18 protein-coding genes are annotated in these 19,600 nt (G+C 55.3%); 9 read left to right on the forward strand and 9 right to left on the reverse strand.

All coding sequences use genetic code 11. From position 1 onward, the window contains the following. From HEQ34_RS13170 to rimP, 7 genes are all read right to left on the reverse strand, one after another. Window positions 1–317, reverse strand: a 317-nt coding sequence (locus tag HEQ34_RS13170; RefSeq protein WP_296201253.1) for a ribosome-binding factor A, incomplete at its 3' end; no start/stop codon positions are given. A gap of 2 nt (window positions 318–319) precedes the next feature. Further along, a complete protein-coding gene (locus tag HEQ34_RS13175; RefSeq protein WP_296201255.1) occupies window positions 320–694 on the reverse strand; it encodes a helix-turn-helix transcriptional regulator in 375 nt (124 codons plus the stop codon). Further along, window positions 691–945, reverse strand: coding sequence for a type II toxin-antitoxin system RelE/ParE family toxin (locus HEQ34_RS13180; RefSeq protein ID WP_296201257.1), 255 nt, complete (start codon window positions 943–945; stop codon window positions 691–693). The genes HEQ34_RS13175 and HEQ34_RS13180 overlap by 4 nt, the downstream gene beginning before the upstream one ends. A 61-nt stretch (window positions 946–1,006) precedes the next feature. Then, on the reverse strand, window positions 1,007–3,559 hold the full coding sequence (gene infB / locus HEQ34_RS13185; RefSeq protein ID WP_296201259.1) for a translation initiation factor IF-2: 2,553 nt from the start codon (window positions 3,557–3,559) through the stop codon (window positions 1,007–1,009). 21 nt (window positions 3,560–3,580) lie between these two features. After that, window positions 3,581–4,237: a DUF448 domain-containing protein gene (locus HEQ34_RS13190; RefSeq protein WP_296201261.1), complete on the reverse strand. Its 657-nt coding sequence runs from the start codon at window positions 4,235–4,237 to the stop codon at window positions 3,581–3,583. A 31-nt stretch (window positions 4,238–4,268) separates the two neighbouring features. Continuing rightward, on the reverse strand, window positions 4,269–5,879 hold the full coding sequence (gene nusA / locus HEQ34_RS13195; protein ID WP_296201264.1) for a transcription termination factor NusA: 1,611 nt from the start codon (window positions 5,877–5,879) through the stop codon (window positions 4,269–4,271). Window positions 5,880–5,883: 4 nt separating this feature from the next. Further along, on the reverse strand, window positions 5,884–6,444 hold the full coding sequence (gene rimP / locus HEQ34_RS13200; RefSeq protein WP_296201266.1) for a ribosome maturation protein RimP: 561 nt from the start codon (window positions 6,442–6,444) through the stop codon (window positions 5,884–5,886). 186 nt (window positions 6,445–6,630) lie between these two features. Between rimP and HEQ34_RS13205 the strand changes: the two genes are divergently transcribed. Continuing rightward, window positions 6,631–7,764: a PQQ-dependent sugar dehydrogenase gene (locus HEQ34_RS13205; RefSeq protein WP_296201269.1), complete on the forward strand. Its 1,134-nt coding sequence runs from the start codon at window positions 6,631–6,633 to the stop codon at window positions 7,762–7,764. 19 nt (window positions 7,765–7,783) lie between these two features. On the opposite strand, the gene HEQ34_RS13210 is transcribed toward HEQ34_RS13205, so the two are convergent. Further along, window positions 7,784–8,629 (reverse strand): DUF1499 domain-containing protein, encoded by an 846-nt coding sequence (locus HEQ34_RS13210; protein ID WP_296201271.1) that lies wholly within the window; start codon window positions 8,627–8,629, stop codon window positions 7,784–7,786. Window positions 8,630–8,801: 172 nt separating this feature from the next. Here HEQ34_RS13210 and HEQ34_RS13215 point away from each other — a divergent pair, with 172 nt between their 5' ends. From HEQ34_RS13215 to HEQ34_RS13230, 4 genes are read left to right on the forward strand one after another with little or no spacing between them, the layout of a single operon-like run. Next, window positions 8,802–9,281 (forward strand): GNAT family N-acetyltransferase, encoded by a 480-nt coding sequence (locus tag HEQ34_RS13215; RefSeq protein ID WP_296201272.1) that lies wholly within the window; start codon window positions 8,802–8,804, stop codon window positions 9,279–9,281. Between the two features lie 38 nt (window positions 9,282–9,319). After that, on the forward strand, window positions 9,320–9,871 hold the full coding sequence (locus tag HEQ34_RS13220) for a DUF1285 domain-containing protein (protein ID WP_296201273.1): 552 nt from the start codon (window positions 9,320–9,322) through the stop codon (window positions 9,869–9,871). Then, window positions 9,868–10,440 carry a CoA pyrophosphatase gene (locus HEQ34_RS13225; protein ID WP_296201274.1) on the forward strand — a complete coding sequence of 191 codons (573 nt, stop codon included), beginning with the start codon at window positions 9,868–9,870 and terminating at the stop codon, window positions 10,438–10,440. Before HEQ34_RS13220 ends, HEQ34_RS13225 begins: the two co-directional genes overlap by 4 nt. Continuing rightward, a complete protein-coding gene (locus HEQ34_RS13230) occupies window positions 10,437–11,660 on the forward strand; it encodes a CCA tRNA nucleotidyltransferase (protein WP_296201276.1) in 1,224 nt (407 codons plus the stop codon). The genes HEQ34_RS13225 and HEQ34_RS13230 overlap by 4 nt, the downstream gene beginning before the upstream one ends. On the opposite strand, the gene parC is transcribed toward HEQ34_RS13230, so the two are convergent. Next, complete coding sequence (gene parC, locus HEQ34_RS13235) at window positions 11,657–13,981, reverse strand: DNA topoisomerase IV subunit A (protein WP_296201277.1); 2,325 nt, start codon at window positions 13,979–13,981, stop codon at window positions 11,657–11,659. The genes HEQ34_RS13230 and parC overlap by 4 nt on opposite strands. Window positions 13,982–14,467: 486 nt before the next feature. On the opposite strand from parC, the gene HEQ34_RS13240 reads away from it, so the two are divergent. From HEQ34_RS13240 to pyrF, 4 genes are all read left to right on the forward strand, one after another. Further along, the gene (locus HEQ34_RS13240; RefSeq protein ID WP_296201278.1) at window positions 14,468–17,080 is read left to right on the forward strand and encodes a TonB-dependent receptor; all 2,613 of its coding nucleotides are present in this window, start codon (window positions 14,468–14,470) and stop codon (window positions 17,078–17,080) included. Window positions 17,081–17,211: 131 nt separating this feature from the next. Further along, complete coding sequence (purB, locus tag HEQ34_RS13245) at window positions 17,212–18,522, forward strand: adenylosuccinate lyase (RefSeq protein WP_296201279.1); 1,311 nt, start codon at window positions 17,212–17,214, stop codon at window positions 18,520–18,522. A 102-nt stretch (window positions 18,523–18,624) separates the two neighbouring features. Then, the gene (locus tag HEQ34_RS13250) at window positions 18,625–18,930 is read left to right on the forward strand and encodes a hypothetical protein (protein ID WP_296201280.1); all 306 of its coding nucleotides are present in this window, start codon (window positions 18,625–18,627) and stop codon (window positions 18,928–18,930) included. Next, window positions 18,927–19,600: orotidine-5'-phosphate decarboxylase (gene pyrF / locus HEQ34_RS13255; protein WP_296201281.1), on the forward strand; the 674-nt coding region annotated here is incomplete at its 3' end. The genes HEQ34_RS13250 and pyrF, both read left to right, overlap by 4 nt.

Here is a 19,600-nt window from a genome sequence, read left to right on the forward strand (position 1 = left end):
GCGAGGAACTTCAGCTTCGCCGCATATTTCATGCTGACCCGCGACGCGACTTCCTTTTGGAAAAACGCGGTGTTGGTGCGTAGGGCCTTAAGCACCTTTTCTTCATTTGCACCCAACAGTGGCTTAATGAATGCCGTCGCATGGCGCAAATCAGGCGACATGCGCACTTCAGTAACACTCACGCTGTGGCTGTTGAGGACATCGTCATGCACTTCGTCGCGCGCGAGCAATTCGGACAATATATGCCGGAATTGCTCACCCACGCGCAGCAGACGAACCGAACGCCCCTCTGGACCAGTGTCGTTATGTTTGGCCACATTTAACCTTCGGGAAGAATGTCATCGGCAGAAACTTTCAGAGCTTCGGCAAGCTTACGCCATAATGATGGATTTCCACGCGAAATCCCGTTTTCAATCTGAGATAAAAATCCTTTGGTGACACCCACTGCGAAGCCAAGTTCTTCCAAAGACAATGAGCGGTGTTTGCGCCAAACTTTCAACGCAGACTCGCCAGACAGAATCCGATCTACCATTTCTGCGGGCAAAAATTCTTCGCCCTCTTTTCGGCGGTTTTCCGATTCAAAAGCAGCAAATATGTCTGCCTTGTCTTCAGCGAGATCAATCAAGCGTTCGTAATCCGCGACGGGTAGCATCGCCATTTTTTGACCAGCAATCTCAACAATCTGGACTGTCATCCTGTCACCTCATAGGCTGAACTGCGCGGGGCAATATCATCAATCCACAATATGCCATTTTCTATACGAAAAATGACCCGCCAATTTTGAATTCGCAATCGATACTCGGGACGTCCTTGTAGCTTTTTCACGTTGGCGCTTTGCGAAAGTGGCTCATTTGCGAGTTCGTCAATTTTACTTCTGATGAGTGTCCGCTTGTCACTTCTGAGCAATGATCTCATTGCTGTTTTTGAAAAGCGAACCTCCATCATCCCGCATCGTATAAAATTGGACCTAAAAAGTCAATAAAAGTTCACGATATAAGAACTTTTATTAAAGCGTCCGTTCACGCTCCTCGATCTCGAACACCTCAAGCATATCGCCTGCCTTGACGTCGTTGGTATCCGCCAAGACGACGCCACATTCCATACCGGCGCGGACTTCGTCGACATTGTCCTTGAAACGGCGCAGCGATGCGATTGTGGTTTTCGACACGATGACATCTTCGCGGGTAAGACGGGCGTACAGACCCTTTTTGATCGTGCCTTCGGTAACCAACAGGCCAGCAGCCTTGTCGCGCTTGCCGGACTTGAACACATCCTTGACCTCGGCGCGGCCAACCACGGTTTCGATGATTTCTGGTCCCAATTCGCCCGCCATTTCTTTGGCGATGTCGGCGGTCAGGTGATAGATTACATCGAAATATTTCAAACGCACCCGGTCACGCTTTGCCAAAGCCGCGGCCTTGGCATTGGGACGCACGTTGAATCCAATAAGTGGCGCATTAGACGCTGCTGCCAGCAACATGTCGGACTCGGTGATGCCGCCAACGCCAGCTAACAATATGCGGACCTTGATATCATCGGTCGAGATATTGTTGAGTGCGGTGACGATCGCTTCGACCGAACCTTGCACATCGCCCTTGATAACCACAGGATATTCCATCGCCCGTGTGGCAGACAGATTATCAAACAGATTTTCAAGATTTGGCGTGACTTGCGCCGTGCGGACCTTGGTCGATTGTTCCTTGCGATACAAAGCCACTTCGCGAGCACGCGCTTCGTTTTCAACAACGGTCAGAACGTCGCCTGCCGATGGAACACCGGTCAGGCCAAGCACTTCGACTGGGGTTGCGGGGCCAGCCTCGGCCACTTGCTGTCCCTTTTCGTTAACCAAAGCACGAACTTTGCCGCTTTGCGCGCCAACGACGAATATGTCCCCGCGCTTCAGCGTTCCGCGTTTCACAAGCACGGTTGCAACAGCACCGCGCCCCTTATCAAGCTGCGCTTCGACCACAACGGCTTCCGCCGCACGGTCTGGATTGGCTTTCAGCTCCATGACTTCGGCCTGCAAGGCAAGCTTTTCCAACAAAGTATCAAGACCCGTTTTCTTCAACGCTGAAACCTCAACGTCTTGAACGTCGCCGCCCATTGCTTCGACCACAACCTCATGTTCAAGCAAACGCTCGCGCACCTTTTGTGGATTTGCGCCTTCTTTATCGATCTTGTTGATCGCAACGATCATCGGCACATTTGCGGCCTTGGCATGCTTAATGGCTTCAATCGTCTGCGGCATCAGGCCGTCATCGGCAGCCACCACCAAAATGACGATGTCGGTTACCGAAGCGCCGCGTTGACGCATTTGCGTGAACGCTTCATGACCCGGTGTATCGAGGAACGTGATGACCGAGCCATCCTTCGCCTTCACCTGATACGCGCCAATATGCTGCGTAATGCCGCCAGCTTCGCCCGATACGACATTCGCACCGCGTAAAGCATCCAGCAACGACGTCTTACCATGGTCAACATGGCCCATGACGGTCACGACCGGCGGACGCGGCTTCATGGTTTCGGTTCCGTCTACATCGTCATCGTGGAAAATGTCGACATCGGCATCCGACACGCGTGTGATGTTGTGGCCAAACTCCTCAACCAGCAATTCTGCCGTGTCTTGGTCAATGGTTTCGTTGATCGTAATAGGCATGCCCATTTTGAACAATGCTTTGACAAGGTCGCTGCCCTTTTCCGCCATGCGGTTGGCAAGTTCCTGCACCGTGATGGTTTCCGGCACGACCACATCGCGGGTTTGCTTAACCTGTGCCTGACGACTACCGCCGCCATGCAGGCGCTTTTCCTTCTCACGCGCACGCTTCAGCGCGGCAAGTGATCGCGCGCGTGCGCCGTCATCACCTTCAAGTGCGCGGGTAACGGTTAACTTGCCAGACTGGCGGCGGTCATCGGCGGCACCGCGCGTTGGACGGTGCGGAGCCTTTTTGATTTCCTCACGCTCGCGCTCTGGGCGCTTTGGTGCCTCTACGGGTGTAAAGCGACGCGGCGCAGGCGCTGCGCCGTCTTTATTGCCTTCTTCGGCAACGGGTTCATCCGGGTTAGTTGTAACCGGAACGACCACTTCAACGGCGGTTGCAGGCGGCGGCGGCGGCGATGCAGCGACCTCCTCACGGTTGGCTTGGGCACGCTGGCGCTCTTCTTCGGCGCGCTGCGCACGTTGTTCCACTTCACGACGTCCGCTTTCCTCAAGCATAGCCAAGCGTGCTTCTTCGGCCTCGCGCAACAGCTTAGCCTGGCGCTCCTGACGGCTCAGCATGTCATTGCCCGTGGGGCTTGGCTTTGGTGCTGGCGCAGCCGCGGGTGCGGGCGCCGCAGTTACTGGAGACGCGGCGGGCGGCGGAGGTGGAGGGGGTGCCGCCACTTCGGGCTCAGGTGTATAACCGGGCTTACCGACAAGTTTTTTGCGCTTCACCTCAACCACAACCTTGTTGGTGCGGCCATGGCTGAAGGTCTGTTTCACTTCGCCGGACTCAAGCGAGCGGCTCAAAGTGAGCGGCTTGCGCGTCAAAGTCGGCTTATTATTATTTTCATCACTCATCGAAACAGAACCCGTCCTTACTCAGTCAATTGCGGAGATGTCAGCGTCATTGCCCCGCAAGTCCGCAGCCGAAGCAGCGGAATCGAATGGCGCATTACTGCATCCTTTGAAATTTAGCCAGCGTCCAAGATGATGCATCACCCGGTCCGCCGCTTTTTGGTTAATCAATGCAACGTGCACAGCATTTTGCCGTCCAAGCGCCGCCGACAATGCATCCCGGTCCACAGGCAGCTTCACGCCGCCCTTTCCGGTGCCCTCGGCATCTTCGCCAACGCGCCATGCTTGGTCGCGTTTGCCGCTACCATCGGCGCTTGCGTCCGATGCATGCAATAACAGCTTCACCTGCCCACTGCGCGATGCAGAATCGATCTTCTCTGCGCCCAAGATAAGATGCCCAGCCCGCGCTTCCAACCCGAGCCGGTCCAAAAATGCCTTTTCCAAGCCGCGATCAATGCGGCCCGTCAGGTCATCGATGATATCAATCTTGTCCGTTTTGAACGCCCGGCGCAGCAATCCCGCAAGCTTACCCTTGGCCAGCGCCTTGGACAATTCTTCGCTAGAAACGCCAATCCACGCGCCACGACCGGGCGCTTTTGCGAACAGGTCAGGTGCGATACTGCCATCGGGACCGAGGGCAAGCCTGATGAGCTGGGCACGAGTCCCATGCTCACCTGACAATATGCACTTCCTTATTGGGGAGTGTCGGTTCTCATTGAGAGTCGTCCGCTGCAACCGCGTCCTCCTCTTCGAACCAATGTGCGCGAGCAGCCATGATGATTTCGTTACCCTGCTCTTCGGACAAACCAAAGGTCGCCAATATGCCGGCCTTATCTTCGGTGCGGTTGCGCCGCACTTCGCGATCACTCCGCTCATTGCGACGTGGTTCACGCGCCTTCTGGATCAATTCATCGGTTGCAAGGTCCGCTAAATCGTCAAGCGTCTTGATACCCGCCTTACCCAGAACGACCAACATCGCTTCGGTCAATATGGGCAATTCCGCGACGGCATCTTCAACACCGAGCTCGCGGCGCTCGGCCCGGCTTGCTTCTTCGCGGCGATCCAGCGCTTCTTGTGCGCGGCTCTGCAATTCTTCGGCCAAACCGTCATCAAAGCCTTCGATAGCGGCGATTTCAGCGGAGTCGACATAAGCGACTTCTTCCAACTCGCTGAAGCCTTCGGCGACCAGCAATTGCGCAAGCGTTTCGTCAACATCCAACTCTTGCTGGAACATTTCCGAACGCTCGACAAATTCCTTCTGTCGCTTCTCGCTCGATTCCGCTTCGGTCATGATGTCGATGCCACGGCCCGTAAGCTGCGAGGCCAAACGGACATTTTGTCCACGACGGCCAATGGCGAGGCTCAATTGATCGTCCGGAACGACAACTTCGATCCGGCCTTCTTCTTCGTCGATGACAACGCGGCTGACCGTTGCCGGCTGAAGCGCGTTAACGATGAAGGTAGCGGTGTCTTCGGACCATGGAATGATGTCGATCTTTTCGCCCTGCATTTCCTGCACGACGGCCTGAACGCGGCTACCCTTCATACCGACGCATGCGCCGACGGGGTCAATGCTGCTGTCATAGCTGATAACGCCAATCTTGGCGCGGCTACCCGGGTCACGCGCAGCGGCCTTAATCTCGATGACACCGTCATAGATTTCAGGCACTTCTTGCGCGAACAATTTCTTCATGAAATCGGGATGGGCACGGCTCAACAGAATCTGTGGTCCGCGATTTTCACGCTGCACCTTCATGATAAGCGCACGGACGCGGTCGCCGCTGCGGACGACTTCGCGCGGGATTTGCTGGTCGCGGCGAATAACGCCTTCTGCGCGGCCAAGGTCAACGACGACATGGCCAAATTCAACCGACTTAACGACGCCAGTAATGATTTCGCCGGTACGGTCCTTGAATTCTTCAAACTGGCGCTCACGCTCGGCATCCCGCACCTTTTGGAAGATAACCTGCTTGGCGGACTGCGCATCGATACGACCCAAATCCACAGCGGGAAGCGGATCGACGATAAAGTCGCCGACAACGGCGCCCTTTTGCAGCTTGTCCGCCTGCTTTAGGTCGACTTGCTTGAAATAATCTTCGACGTCTTCAACAACTTCCACAACGCGCCACAGACGCAAGTCACCGGTTTGGGTATCCAGCTTAGCACGGATGTCGTTTTCGGCCCCATAACGCGCCCTAGCGGCACGCTGGATCGCTTCTTCAAGCGCTTCGATAACAATCGACTTGTCGATCATCTTTTCGGTGGCGACCGCGTTGGCGATTGCAAGCAATTCAGCCTTGTTGGCGGCAATACTACTGGCCATGTTCTTAATCTTCCTGTGCTTCGTCGTGAATGGGTTCAGCCTCTACTTCGTCCGCCCCATCGCTGTTGATGGGGGCAGTCGACGCAATCAGGCGGTCTGTCAAGAGCAGCTTGGCGTGGCCAAGTGCGGAAAATGGGAAGGTCAGGCGCCCCGCCTTGCGGTCGTCAACATGAATATTTTCGCCATCGACACCGGCAAGATCACCGCGAATATTCTTGCGGCCATCCATCGGCTCGCTCAGTTCGATCTTGGCCTCATGCCCTACCCAGTCAGAAAAATCGGCAAGCCGCGTCAATGGCCGGTCAATCCCGGGCGAGCTAACTTCAAGGCGATACGCCTCTAATATGGGGTCAAGCTCATCAAACAGATCGGAGATACGATGCGAAAGCGCCGCACAATCATCGATATTCAGTTGCCGTGTCTCGGGACGTTCGGCCATCACCTGCAAGGTTGGCTCGTCGCTACCCTGCGCGCCATTGGAAAACCACGCCACGCGTACCAAGGCAAAGCCAAGCGCTCGCGCCTCGGGCGCAATCAAACTGCTCAGTTTATCCAGATCAGGCAAAATCAGACTTTCTTATTCGGCATGCAATGACTTTCGCGCCGGCCCCATTGGCGCCAGCCCTTTCACGTTCTCACAATGTAAGGATGACAGTTGTATAGCCCCGGCAACTTTCATATGCAAGTGTCTTGCACATCGCCCCGTTACGCACCAATTGACACGGGCATATATAAAATGGAGCTTTGCATCATGTCAAAATTGTCTTTTCTGATCGGCGCATCATTGCTGGCCGCCGCCTGCCAGCCTTCGGTCAGTGATGCTGCCCCTGCGGACAACGGCGCTTTGCCTTTTGATGTCGCCGTCGTTGCAGATTTCGAAGAACCTTGGGCCATGACATTCGTCCCCGGCACCGCTTATGCGCTGGTGACCGAGAAAAAAGGTAAGCTCAAGCTGTGGCAAAATGAAGGCCCCGTGGTCGATGTCGAAGGCATTCCTGCGGTCGCTTATGGCGGCCAAGGGGGCCTTGGCGATGTGATCCTCCATCCCGACTTTGCCAACAACAATTTCGTCTATCTCAGCTTTGCAGAGGCCGGCGAAGGTGGCTTTGGTGCGGCGGTTGCCCGCGGCAAGCTTGATGTAACAAGCGCAAAGCCGACACTGACCGACGTTCAAATCATCTGGCGTCAGGAACCAAAGGTTTCGGGGCAAGGCCATTATGGCCATCGCCTTGCCTTTGGTCCGGACGGTATGTTGTATATCAGCAGCGGCGAACGGCAGAAGTTCGACCCCGCACAGGATCTCAACCAAAATCTTGGTAAAATTGTGCGCTTGACCGACGGCGGCATGGTGCCATCGGACAACCCCTTTTATGACCAAGGCCGGGTGAAGTCGCAGATATGGTCTTACGGGCATCGCAATCCGCTTGGTATTGCCTTTGATGCACAGGGTCGCTTGTGGAACCAAGAAATGGGCCCCGCTGGTGGTGATGAATTAAACCTTGTCAAAAAAGCAGCCAATTACGGCTATCCAACCGTGTCCAATGGCGACCATTATGACGGCCGCAATATCCCCGACCATATGGCGGGCGATGGCTTTGAAGCGCCGAAGGTTTTCTGGAACCCGGCCATTTCTCCCGGTGGATTGATGATCTACTCGGGCGACATGTTTAAAGCTTGGAAAGGCAGCGCGTTTATCGGCGGCCTTGGTGCAAAGGCTTTGGTCCGTGTGAAACTGGACGGCGAAAATGCGACAAAGGCAGACCAATGGGAAATGGGCGCGCGTATCCGCGAAGTCGAACAGGGTCCCGATGGCGCTATCTGGTTGCTTGAAGACGAACGCGCAGGCTCAAAGGGCCGCTTGTTGAAGCTGACACCCAAGAAGTAACGAAACTGACGGCGGCGCTTTATTGCGCCGCCGTTACCGTTCCGGTTAAATCCGCCAGAAACGACCGGACGCGTTTGGCGTTCACGCCCAAGTCGCTCTGTCCGACGCGGCTGACGGAACGCATATCGACAATGCTCCCCTCGCCCGTGTCTGATGGACGGACACGCAATATGACATCATCTTTGAACTGGAAAAATGCGCTCGTTTCGGTGGCTTCTAAACGGCCTTCTTCTGGTAAAGATGTTGCGACATCCCAACCACGTGCCTTGGCCAGACGCTCCGCCTTGGCAATCACCATCGGCACCGGTTCGTTCACCCGCACGGAACGGATATCGCCATAGGCCTTTTGATGCACCATCGCCCAACGTTGTTCCGGCGTCAGGCCACGCATTTTCCTATCGTCAGCACCGGGAACCGCGTCCCAGTTGTCCGCACGCAATTGCAATGTCTGAAAGGCTGGCGGATCGGCAAGGTCGGTCGAAACGTCATGAATAGCAGGTACAGTCAGCGCCTTGACAAGGAACGTCCCTACCCAGCCAACATAGACCAAAGCGACCAGCATCCCGATCCAGCGCCGTGCGCGCAAGGGTGGAGTATTGGATTTACGGACGCGTAGCTCTTGAACGAGCCCAATCAAAATAGCCACTATCCCCAAAAGAAAGGCCCCCGCGACGCCCATCAAACCAGATTTATAGTCCCAAAAACCCCAACCTGTTCCAATCGCCGAGACCGCACCCCAGGCCAACGCACCGAGGCCCGCAATCAAAACCAGATAGCCAAGAATATCTTTTTGGGCACGCGGTTGCGCCGAAGCAGATGACGATGTCGCTTCTGGTGCCTCGTGGGGCGCTTCCTGATCGGTCAAATTCTCTCTCCTGCGTGACGAAACCACTTAAGCTGCGCATGCTAATAGATGTTCCGACGAAAGGCAATTTACGGCAGCTTTTATAATCGGTGACATGATATTCGATTGGACAAACATCGCCCGCAATGACAGGGGACGCCGATAGTGTGTCCCAAATCTCGGCAAGTTTAACATGCACAACACGCCCCTTTCAGGCATATCCGCCGATACGTTGAACGCTTTACTCGATGATGCGTTCGGGGCCGACCGGCGTGTGCGCACCGCCTATTTGCTGCGCAAAGGCATGGCCGCCATTGATCATCTGTCCTTTGGGATTTTGGACGACGATGCACTATTGGCGAGCATTCAGTGTTGGCCAGTGCGCGTTGGAATGGCCGATCTGGTCTTGGTGGGGCCAGTCGCTGTCGCCAGCCATCGTCAGAATGAAGGGCTTGGAAAACGATTGATGCAATTGACGCTCAACGCCGCAACGCCGCACGATGCGCCAATGGTGATGATTGGAGATCCGGAATATTATGGCCGTTTTGGTTTTGAAGCCAAGGGCACATCTGGTTGGACCTTACCCGGCCCTTGGGAGCCACGGCGTTTGCTGCTGCGCAATGTCGAAATGGTTGCATTGCCAACACATGGCATGCTTGGGCCAACTGACTAGGCTTTGACCATTGCTAGCTTTGGACGTATCGCAAGTCTATGCCGTATGAAGCACCTGATCTAGCCAAGCTTACTTTGTCCGATATTGCGGAACTTGTTGCGACGCGGAAATTGCCGCCTGTCGAAAGCTGGGAACCGGCCAATATTGGCGACAGCGAAATGCGGATCGCGTCTGACGGCAAATGGTTTCATCAGGGCGGGGAAGTTACGCGGCCGGCAATGGTCCGTGCCTTTTCCAGCCTCTTGCGCCGCGATGCCGATGGACGATATTGGCTTGTGACGCCGCAGCAAAAGCTTTCGATCATTGTCGACGATGCCCCGTTTATTGCCGCCGAACTGCAAAGCGAAGGCGAAGGCCCCGAACGCAGCTTGGCGTTCCGGCTCAACAGTGATGACCTTGTTTTTGCCGATGTCGATCACGCAATCGAAATGCGCGGCGGCCTGTTATATGTGCATGTGCGTGGCGGAATGTCCGCAAAGCTTGCGCGTCCAGTCTATTATGAACTCGCCAATTTGGCGCTTGCCGAAAATCCGGAAGACCCAAGCATCTGGAGCAAAGGCGCGCAATTTCGGCTGGCTTCGCCTGTATGAGCTGGCGGCAGCGGCTACAAATGGCGCTTGATCCCGCGCTCAGCATCGAGATTGAAGACGAACGGCACTTTGCCGTCGACACGCACCGCGCGGCGGCGGTCCTGATCCCCATAACGGACCGGGCGGAACCTGGTGTCATCTTGACCCAGCGCCCCACATGGTTGCGCAGCCATGCGGGCCAGGTTGCCTTTCCCGGTGGCAAGGTCGATGAAAGCGACGAAAACGCAATCGCGGCGGCCTTGCGTGAGGCGCATGAAGAATTGAACATCCCGCCAACAATAGTTGACGTCATCGGCGTCGCGGACACCTATTTTTCCGGCAGCGGCTATAGCATCGCGCCTGTCGTTGGCTTCATTCCCGCTGACCTTATTATGCGGCCCAACCCGCAAGAAGTTGATGACTATTTCGAAGTGCCACTTGCCTTCCTGCTTGATCCTGCCAATTCGGTTCGAAAAGAGGTTGCTTGGAATGGACAGCAACGTAGCTATTATGACATGCAATGGGGCGAACGACGGATATGGGGCGTGACGGCGGGGATCATAGCCAATCTTGTGCGGCGGCTGGCATGACGCCGGTACGCCTTCCCGATGCCGAATGGCAGCATGCCGATGGCCTGAAATGCGTTTTGACGACGCTGGATGATGTTTATGGCGGGCCACGTTATGTGGGCGGCGCGGTGCGCGACACGCTGCTTGGTTTGCCCGTATCCGATGTTGATATCGCAACGGCCTTATTGCCCAACGAAGTCATCAACCGTTTGGAAGCTGCGGGCATTAAGGCCATTCCGACCGGAATCGAGCATGGCACAGTCACCGCCGCTGTGGCTGGCAAAAATTACGAGATCACCACATTGCGGCGCGATGTTGCAACCGATGGACGCCGTGCGACGGTTGCTTTTGCAACGGACTGGCAAGAGGACGCAAGCCGCCGCGACTTCACAATCAACGCCTTATATGCTGACCCCAAAAGCGGGGAAGTCTTCGACTATTTTGAAGGATTAAGCGATCTGGACGCGCGCAGACTGCGGTTTATTGGCGATGCCAATCAACGGATCGCCGAAGATTTCTTGCGCATATTGCGCTATTTCAGGTTCCTTGCCCGATATGGCGGCGGGCAGATTGATGGTGACGCCATTCAGGCATGCGCAGCTGGCGCGCATGGGCTGACCGCCTTGTCGCGCGAACGCATAGCGCAGGAACTGACCCGCATATTGGGATTGAAAAATCCCGTCGCATCGGTCAAGCTGATGATAGATAGTGGCATCTTCACGCCATTTCTGCCCGAATTAGCCAGCGATGCCGCCGATAAACTGCTGCACCTTGTGGAGCGCGAAGCCCAATTTGCGCAGCCCGTCTCGCTACCTGCGCGCTTTCTGGCGTTGTTAACCCGCGATAGTGTTGCGGCCGATAAGGTTGCTGCGCGGTTGAAACTGCCCAACAAAATGCGCGAGGGCTTTGGCCATAGGTTACGCGCAGGCGTCCCGACGCCCGCCAATGTGCGCGCTATCGCCTATCGTGCGAATATCGACGCAGCGCGCGATGCCGTGATGCTATATGCTGTTGATGCAGCGGTGCCGGAATGCCTCGCGCGGCTGGAACAATGGGATATTCCAACGCTTTCGATCAAGGGCGGCGAACTCATTGTCATGGGCTTACCTGCTGGCCCCGTGGTCGCCAAAACGCTGCAAGCCATAGAAACCAGTTGGGTCGCAGAGGATTTCCCCGATGCGGCACGCCAGCGCGAACTGGCTGTAAAAGCGGTCAACGCTGTTTTGTCCGGGCTTGATTAATCAAACTGATTGTTCCGCGGGAATCCCTGCGGCGGCAATCGGCCAGCGGCACCGCGCGCAACACGCCATAACGACATGTCATTCTCCGTCCGCATCCGCCCGCTGTCGCCGCCCATGGCCCAGCTAAGGCCTTCGCTCATGCGGAAACAAATGGCATCCGCAAGCCCGCCGTCCTTATATCGTTGCAAGGTAACGCCCTGCCCTTTGGACATTTCAGGGATTTCGGTCATCGGGAAGACAACCAGTTTCCGGTTATCGCCCACCACGGCGACATATTGGTCGCGCAAGGCGGCTTCGTCCGAAGTCTCCGGCGGCGCAAGGCGGACGACTTTCAGCCGCGTGCCAGGCTTCAATGTCACAACGCCGCGTCCTTTACGTGTCTCGGCGATAACATCGCTGATGCGCGCAATAAAACCCTTTCCGGTGGTAGCAGCCAGCAACATTCGGCCATCGGCAACGGCCGGGAAAACGGCAATAATATCGTTACCTGCTTCCATGTCGATCATCGTGCTCACAGGCTCACCGAAACCGCGCGCGCCGGGAAGTTTATCCGCACCCAAGGTGTAAAAACGGCCATTTGCGGTCGCGATAAGGATCTTGTCCGTCGTTTGGGCATGGAAAGCAAAAGCGGGGCCATCCCCTTCCTTGAACTTGAAATCTGCGCGTGCGGAGAGGTCCGCATGCCCCTTCATCGCCTTGATCCAGCCGCGCTTTGACATGATGACGGTCACGGGTTCGCGTTCCACAAAGGCCTCAAGCGAAATCTCGCGCGCTTGCCCCGCTTCGTCCAAGCTTGTCCGGCGGCGTCCAAGCGCCGTTTCTTCGGCGTAATTCTTACGCAGTGCCGAAAGGTCTTTCTTCAAACGCTTCTTTTGCAGCGCCGGGCTTTCGATCAATTTTACAAGATCTTCACGCTCGGCCTCTAACGCCTCAAGCTCCCGCCGCAGTTCCATTTCCTCAAGCCTGCGCAAGGACCGCAAACGCATATTAAGAATGGCCTCGGCCTGACGGTCATTCAATTGGAATTCCGCCATCATCACGGGCTTGGGTTCGTCCTCCGAACGGATAATCTCGATAATGCGATCAAGATTAAGGAACGCAATGATATAGCCTTGAAGCAGCTCCAGCCGCCCGTCGATCTTCTCAAGCCGGTGCTGGGATTTGCGGACGAGCACTTCAATCTGGTGCCGTAACCAGTGCAACAGGACTTCGCCTAAGCCCATAACCTTGGGCGTGCGGTCGGAATCCAACACGTTCATGTTTAACGAGAAGCGCGTTTCCAAATCGGTCAGGCGGAACAAGGCGTTTTTCAGGTCTTCGGGATCAACATTGCGGCTTTTCGGCACAAGCACAATACGGACATGCTCGTCGCTTTCATCGCGAATGTCATCAAGAATGGGTAGCTTTTTGTCGGCAATGAGCTGCGCGATTTGCTCAATCAGCTTGCCCTTTTGCACTTGATAGGGAATTTCAGACACGACCAATTGCCATGTGCCGCCGGGCAGTTTTTCAACGCCGGTTGGTTCCCATTTTTTGTCATCCTGCCAGCCGTTCGAGAAACGCGCGCGCACACGCATGGCTCCTCGGCCAGAGGCATAAGCAGCGCTGATCACCGATGGGCTATCCACCAACACGCCGCCCGTCGCAAAATCCGGGCCACGCACAATTTCCATCAATTGTTCGTGACTGGCCTGCGGATTGTCAATCAACAGCATAGCAGCGTCAATAATCTCGGCGGCATTATGCGACGGTATGCTTGTCGCCATGCCCACGGCAATGCCGCTTGCCCCATTGGCCAGCAAGTTCGGGAACAGGCCGGGCATGACCTCTGGCTCTTCATCTTCGCCATTATAGGTTGGCCGAAAATCGGTCGCGTTTTCGTCAAGCCCGTTCATCAGCTCAATGGCCGTCTTTGTCAGCCGCGCTTCGGTATATCGGTAAGCAGCCGCATTATCGCCGTCGATATTGCCAAAATTGCCTTGTCCATCGACCAATGGATACCGCAGGGAGAATGTCTGCGCGAGGCGGACCATCGCATCATACACCGACTGGTCGCCATGCGGGTGATATTTACCAATAACATCACCGACGACCCGCGCGCATTTCTTATACCCGCTGGCCGGATCAAGCTTCAACAGGCGCATGGCCCATAATAGACGCCGATGGACCGGCTTAAGCCCGTCGCGCAAATCTGGCAAAGAACGCGCCGTAATCGTTGACATTGCATAGATCAGGTAACGTTCCGACAAAGCCGCATCAAACGGCGTATCAACTATCGCGTCGAACGGATCTTCTGCTGGGGCATCAACGATATCAGACATGCATGAGCCGATAGCGGGCCAACCCGCAGTCGCAAAGCAACGATTTCAGCAATCCACAGCTAAATGCAATTTTTAGGGTCAGGACCACTTAAATCCACCTTCGCGGCGTCAAAATGGCAAAGATATCGAAGGAAAATGGCCGCCGCAGGCAGTTATTCTGCCTGCAAGGGCATTTTGTTTCGAGATCGAAGCCATTTTGGCGTCCTTTGGATTTGACCCATATTGTCCATTGCCACGTTGGCAAGCTTGGACTTAGAACCACTAAGCCTGCGCTTGCCGCCTTGCACTGAACAGTATGGCCTCAAACCGCGAAGGTGGATTTAAGTGGTCCTGACCCTAAAATATATTCGGATGTAAGTGCGTTGCCGCAAAGCCACAGTTGCATGAAAAAATATTTCAATATTACGACTTTACTGGAACTTAACGCATTAAAGTGTCAGATTCATTCTCATAACCGAAATGTACGCATAACCACGGGGAAAGAAAATGAATACGCATAAGCTAATTTCAGCACTTGCAGTGACGGTTTCGACCACTGCTCTATTTGTAGCTGCGGCAAATCCAGCCTTTGCTCAAGACAGCGCGCCGCAAGATGCGGTCGCTGAAGAAGCAACTGGCCAAGACGCCATTATCGTCACCGGCACGCGCCGTACCGACCGTACCGTTGCCGATAGTACAGTTCCTGTGGACATAATTTCGGCGGAGGCTTTGTTAAACAGCGGCCAGACCGAAACAAACAAATTGCTGAACCAGCTTGTACCATCATTCAACTTTCCGCAGCCTTCGCTGACGGACGGAACAGACTCGCTGCGTCCTGCAACCCTGCGCGGCCTTGCGCCCGATCAGGTTCTGGTGCTGGTCAATGGCAAACGCCGTCACCAGTCCGCCCTTGTGAACTTGAACGGCTCCGTTGGCCGTGGGTCGACCGCAGTCGATCTCAACACAATTCCGCCATTGGCCATTGAACGCATCGAAGTGCTGCGTGACGGTGCCGCTTCGCAATATGGTTCCGATGCTATTGCTGGCGTCATCAACGTCCAATTGAAAAAAGGCATGGGCGGCCGCGCGCAGGCAACATTTGGCAAATACATTACGGAAATGGAAGATGTTGGTCAGGTCGATACCGTGTCGTTGACGACTGGGTCGTCTGACAACCCGACGATTACGTACACAGGCAAAGACCGCAAACGGAACGATGGCGACACCTATACATTCGCGTCGAACTTTGGTCTGCCATTGGGTGAAAGCGGTTATTTGAACCTTACAGCGGAATATAAGGATCGTTCACCCACAAACCGTTCCGGCCCGGATATCCGCCGCAACTATTTCGCAGCTGGCGATCCACGCGAAGCCACGTTTAACCGTTATGCCCACCGGTATGGCGATGGTGTATCAAAAGACCTGAACTTCTTCGTGAACGCAGGTTATGAGTTTTCCGATTCCGCAGAATTCTATACCTTCGGCAGCTATGGCGTCCGCGATGGTAATGGCGCAGGTTTCTACCGTCGCTCTACCGACGCGCGTAACCGCGATTGGGCGGCGTCAACCACTAGCTTCGTTCCAATCTACGCGGACGGCTTCCTGCCGTTGATCGCCAGTAACATTGTCGATATTTCTGCTGCGGCGGGCCTTCGTGGTGCCACAGGCGGATGGGACTATGACCTCTCGGCTGTCTACGGTTCAAACCGCTTGGATTACACCATCGAAAACACGGTCAACACGTCGCTGGGCGGCGTAGCGAGCGCCCGCAGTTTCGATTCAGGTGGTTTGCGGTCCGGCCAGACATCGATTAACCTCGATATGCGCCGGGATTTGGACATCGGCATCGGCAAGAGCGTTTCTTTCGCTTTTGGTGGCGAATATCGGAACGAAAACTACAAGATTGTGGCTGGCGAACTGCAAAGCTACGTCAACGGGCCGTTTTCAGCAGCGCCATTCAACGCTGCTGGAGGTGCCCAGGTGTTTCCTGGTTTCCGTCCGGCCAATGAAACCGACGTATCGCGCAGTAGCGCCGCTGGCTACGCCGAACTCGATGCGGACCTCACGGACCAGTTGACGCTTCAATTGGCGGGTCGTTACGAGCATTTCAGCGACTTTGGTGATACCATCAATGGTAAAGCTGCGGCGCGTTTTGAAGTGATTGATGGCATTGCTTTGCGTGGTTCGGTTTCGACCGGCTTCCGCGCTCCAAGCCTTGCGCAACAATCTTTTGCAGCGACTTCCACGAACAATGTCGGCGGTGTCTTGATTGAAATCGGAACATTCCCTGTCTCATCGCCAGTTGCTATCGCTTTGGGTGCGCAGCCTCTCAAGCCAGAAAAATCCGTCAATCTGGGCGCAGGTGTTACCCTTACGCCGTTTAATGGATTGAGCATCACAGCGGATTATTACAATATTGAGATTAGTGATCGCATCACGTTAACCGAAAACCTTCAGGGTGCAGACGTTCTGGCATTGCTGACCACAGCCGGCGTCACCGGCGTGAGCTCGGCACGTTTCTTCATCAATGGTATTGATACCAAGACCACTGGTCTCGATGTCGTCGCAAGCTATCGCGTCCCTGACTTCGGTCTTGGCCAATTCCGGGTGAGCGTTGGTTATAATCTGAACAATACGAAAATCACGGATCGCCGCGTATTTTCTGGTTTCACCGCGCAACGCCTGTTCGCACGTCAGGAAAGCTATCGTCTCACCGATGGTCAGCCGAAGAACAAGCTGAACGTTGGACTTGATTGGGATTATGATAACTTCGGTTTGACGCTGCGCACCAACCGTTATGGTGAAGTGTTCTTGCCAAGCGGGTTCTCGACGTCAGCTAACAACAACAACATCGCGCTTGCGCCCGGCGACGTGCCCGGTGACATCTTCTTGTCGCCAAAATGGGTAACAGATATCGAGTTCCGCTTTAAACCAGTGGAGTCTGTCTCTGTCGCATTTGGTGCTAACAACCTTCTCGACACATATCCAGACCGCCTGCCGTTTGGCACGGTGAATGGGGTCAGTTACGGCTTCAACAATTCGTTCTTGCCCTACAGCTCGCAATCGCCATTCGGTTTCAGCGGTCGCTTCCTATATGGTCGCGTGTCGATCGATTTCTAAACCTTTATGAATTGCAACAAGAAGGGCGCGGCGTAAAACCCGCGCCCTTCTTTTTTGCCACGCGTTTTGACGCCCAACCTTACGCCTGCTAACGGGTCCACGACTCCCGAAATCAGCCGAAAGCGTTTCTTATGATCCCACGTTATTCCCGCCCAGACATGGTCAAGATTTGGGAGCCGGAAAACCGTTTCCGCATTTGGTTCGAGATAGAAGCGCATGCCACGGACGCGCTGGCCCAAATTGGCGTTGTGCCGGCATCAGCCGCCCAGGCCCTTTGGACGTGGTGGGATACAAACCCAGTTATCGACGTCGCGGCTATCGACGCAATCGAAGCCGTCACAAAGCATGACGTTGTCGCGTTCCTGACATGGGTTGCAGAACAAGTCGGCGACGAGGCCCGCTTCATGCATCAGGGCATGACGTCCTCCGATGTGCTTGACACCTGCCTTGCCGTCCAATTGACTCAGGCGACAGACCTGTTGCTCGCTGACATGGATGCACTTCTTGCCGCCATCAAAAACCGCGCGATGGAACATAAGTTCACACCGACCATTGGCCGCAGCCATGGCATACACGCCGAACCCATCACCTTTGGTATGAAGCTGGCGCAGGCTTATGCCGAATTTGCCCGCGGTCGCGCACGTCTGGTTGCGGCGCGCGCCGAAATCGCGACCTGTGCGATTTCGGGCGCCGTCGGTACCTTCGCCAATATTGACCCCAAAATAGAGGCGCATGTTGCCGCCAAGCTTGGCCTTGCAGTTGAACCAGTATCAACGCAGGTCATTCCCCGCGACCGCCATGCCATGTATTTTGCGACGCTGGGCGTCATCGCCTCATCGATTGAGCGTCTGGCGACCGAAGTGCGTCATTTGCAGCGCACGGAGGTGTTGGAGGCGGAGGAATATTTTGCGCCGGGGCAAAAGGGCAGCTCGGCCATGCCGCATAAGCGCAACCCGATCTTGACCGAAAACCTGACGGGGCTTGCCCGTATGGTCCGTGGCTATGTCACCCCCGCGCTCGAAAATGTCGCCTTATGGCATGAACGCGACATCAGCCATTCGAGCGTTGAACGCTATATCGGCCCTGATGCCACCATCACGCTCGATTTCGCGCTTGGCCGCCTGACGGGTGTCATCGACAAGTTGCTGATCTACCCCGATCGGATGCAAAAGAATCTTGATCGTATGGGCGGGCTTGTTCATTCGCAGCGCGTCCTGTTGGCACTGACTCAGGCGGGCATTAGCCGCGAAGACAGCTACCGCATCGTGCAACGCAATGCGATGAAGGTGTGGGAGTCAGATGGCGCAGAATCGTTAATGGAGCTGCTTAAAGCCGACCCGGATGTTACCGCAAAAATGACCGCGACGGAAATCGAAGATCGTTTCAATCTTGATTATCATTTCAAGCACATAGACACCATTTTCGACCGGGTGTTTGGCTAACTACGACTCCTTTCTTTGAAACGCATGTGACGAAAAGATACTAATCCCTACCCAAAGGGAGAAAGTTTCCTTAAACTATGCGTCAAAAGGAGACGCCGCACGATGCGATTTCTAAAAACGCTGATTTGGGTGACGATCATTGTCGGGTTGATTGTGTTCGCGATCAACAATTGGGGCCCTGTGTCTGTCCGCCTTTGGGGCGGACTTCGCTTGGATACCAAATTGCCAGCGTTGGTTGTTGTCGCATTCCTGCTTGGGTTTTTGCCGCTGTACCTTTTGCACCGTACGCAAGTGTGGCGCATGAAACGGCGCATATTGACGCTTGAGGGCAACCAGCGGACATCGGCTTTCCCGCCGCCGCCTCCAGCCTCTCCTCCCCCTAGTTACACTGCTGTGGATTCGATATGACCAACCCAATCTTCGTCGCCATCGACACGCCCTATCTGGAAGACGCGCTGGAATTGACCCGCCGTATCAAGGGACAAGTTGGCGGGGTAAAACTCGGCCTCGAATTTTTCTGCGCCAATGGCCATCATGGCGTTCATGAGGTGCAGAAACTGGGCCTACCGATTTTTCTCGACCTGAAATTGCACGACATTCCCAATACCGTTGCCAAGGCGATGCAGGCGATCAACGTGCTTGAACCCGCCATTGTCACCATCCACGCCGCCGGTGGCCGCGCGATGATGGAGGATGCCAAGGCTGCGGCGGGCCTGCATACCAAAGTGGTCGCGGTGACGGTGCTGACCAGTCTGGACGATCATGATCTGAACCGTGTGGGTGTATCCGACAGCCCCGAGCTTCAAGTGGCCCGCTTGGCCGCGCTCGCGCAAGAGGCTGGCCTTGATGGTATTGTCTGTTCGGGGCATGAAGTGAAAGCCGCGAAAAAGGCGTGGAAGGATGGTTTCTTCGTCGTCCCCGGCCTTCGGCCCACAGGCGGTACCGCCGCCGACCAAAAACGCACTGTGACGCCTAGACAGGCCCGTGACGATGGTGCGAGCATATTGGTTATCGGCAGACCCATCACCAAAGCAGAAAGCCCTGACGACGCTGCACGCGCGATTATGGGCACGCTTTA

Origin of the sequence: Sphingorhabdus sp., assembly GCF_023910635.1 — a bacterium.
In the GTDB taxonomy this organism is placed as follows: domain Bacteria; phylum Pseudomonadota; class Alphaproteobacteria; order Sphingomonadales; family Sphingomonadaceae; genus Sphingorhabdus_B.